Source organism: Pseudarthrobacter sp. fls2-241-R2A-168, assembly GCF_030209335.1.
Lineage (GTDB): Bacteria > Actinomycetota > Actinomycetes > Actinomycetales > Micrococcaceae > Arthrobacter.
The window spans coordinates 1-1455 of the sequence record NZ_JARVSG010000052.1; the positions used below are offsets into that span (position 1 = coordinate 1).

The 1455-nt window shown below is 55.8% G+C and carries 1 protein-coding gene; it reads left to right on the top strand.

Features of this window, described 5'->3' with window-relative positions; all coding sequences use genetic code 11:
* Positions 1-89 precede the first annotated feature (89 nt).
* Positions 90-1103: an IS110 family RNA-guided transposase gene (locus QRN11_RS21485; protein WP_285314433.1), complete on the top strand. Its 1014-nt coding sequence runs from the start codon at positions 90-92 to the stop codon at positions 1101-1103.
* The last annotated feature ends 352 nt before the right edge of the window (positions 1104-1455 follow it).

Here is a 1455-nt window from a genome sequence, read left to right on the forward strand (position 1 = left end):
ATCTGAGAATCATCTGGCCGGCCTCCCCACCTCACGGAGGTGGCGCAAAATTCAAGGTGCGAACTTAGTCTTTTGCGTAGGAGGCCGTGATGAAATTCTGTGGCATAGACCTGCATTCGAACAACAGTGTTGTGGTGGTTACCGACGAAACGGATCGGGTACTGGTCAGTCGACGCTGTCCCAACGAGCTAACACCGATCCTTTTGCTGCTCGAGCCTCATCGTGCTGAATTGATCGGCGTCGTAGTTGAGTCGACGTACAACTGGTATTGGTTGGTCGATGGCCTTAAGGCGGCGGGTTTCGAGGTGAAGCTGGCCCATCCCGTGGCGATGAAGCGTTACGACGGTTTAAAGCATGCTGATGACAAGGATGACGCGGCTTTCCTGGCGCACTTGCTGCGACTCGGGATTTTACCGACCGGATATATCCATCCGCCGCAAGAACGTGCGCTGCGAGATTTGGCGCGTAAACGTATTCAACTGGTACGCAGTCGGACTCAGCACATTCTGTCCGTCGAGAACATCATGGCGCGCCAGTTTGGCCGGCGGTTGAGCTGCAATGAAGTCAAAGGGCTGTCAGCCACGTCCGTCGACAGGCTGGGCCTGCCGACGGATGTGGCTCTGGCGATGAAAGCGAATGTCGCCATTGTCCAGGCGTTGCAGACCCAGATTGATTTTCTTGAAGAGCGATTACTGCACGAAGCCCGTCTGCGCCCGGAGTTTTCCTTGCTGAAAACGATGCCCGGGATTGGCGAGGTGCTGGCCACGATCATCATGCTGGAAACCGGAAATATCGAGCGCTTTGCCGACGCAGGCCACTTCGCCTCTTACGCTCGCTGCGTAAAAAGTGCGCATTACTCCAACGGCAAAAAGAAAGGTGAAGGCAACGCCAGGAACGGCAACGCTTATTTGATCTGGGCCTATATCGAAGCGGCTAATTTCGCCCGGCGCTTCAGCGAAGATGCCAAACGCTTTTTCGAGAAGAAGAAAGCCAAGACCAACGCCGTGGTCGCTACCAAGGCGCTGGCACACAAGCTGGCGCGAGCGAGTTATCACATCCTGAAGGAGAAACAGCCTTTTGATGCCAGACGCTGTTTCGCCTGAGGGGCGAATCAGGTGATGGTCGGCCAACCAAAAAGGGACTGGGCCCGAACCACTAAATCTGAGTGGCGACCGACCATCACCGCCTGAGTGTGTTGTAACCGGGTCGTCTGCCAGGTGAGCCAGCTGGGACTGGACGTGTGTTTTGCACGAGCCACCGTTCTGTGACACGTTTTGGACGCATTGGCGGCACCAACGTTTCTCTGGGGCAGTTAACTGCCAGGGCGGTGCTGGTCGTATCGCTACCGCTTGATCCAAATGGGTGTCTGGCACGACTTGGTCGTAGCCAGTGAAGAGAAAACGGGTTCGACGGGTTCAACCGATCAGGTTGAGTGGAAGAGCAAACCCTGCAGTT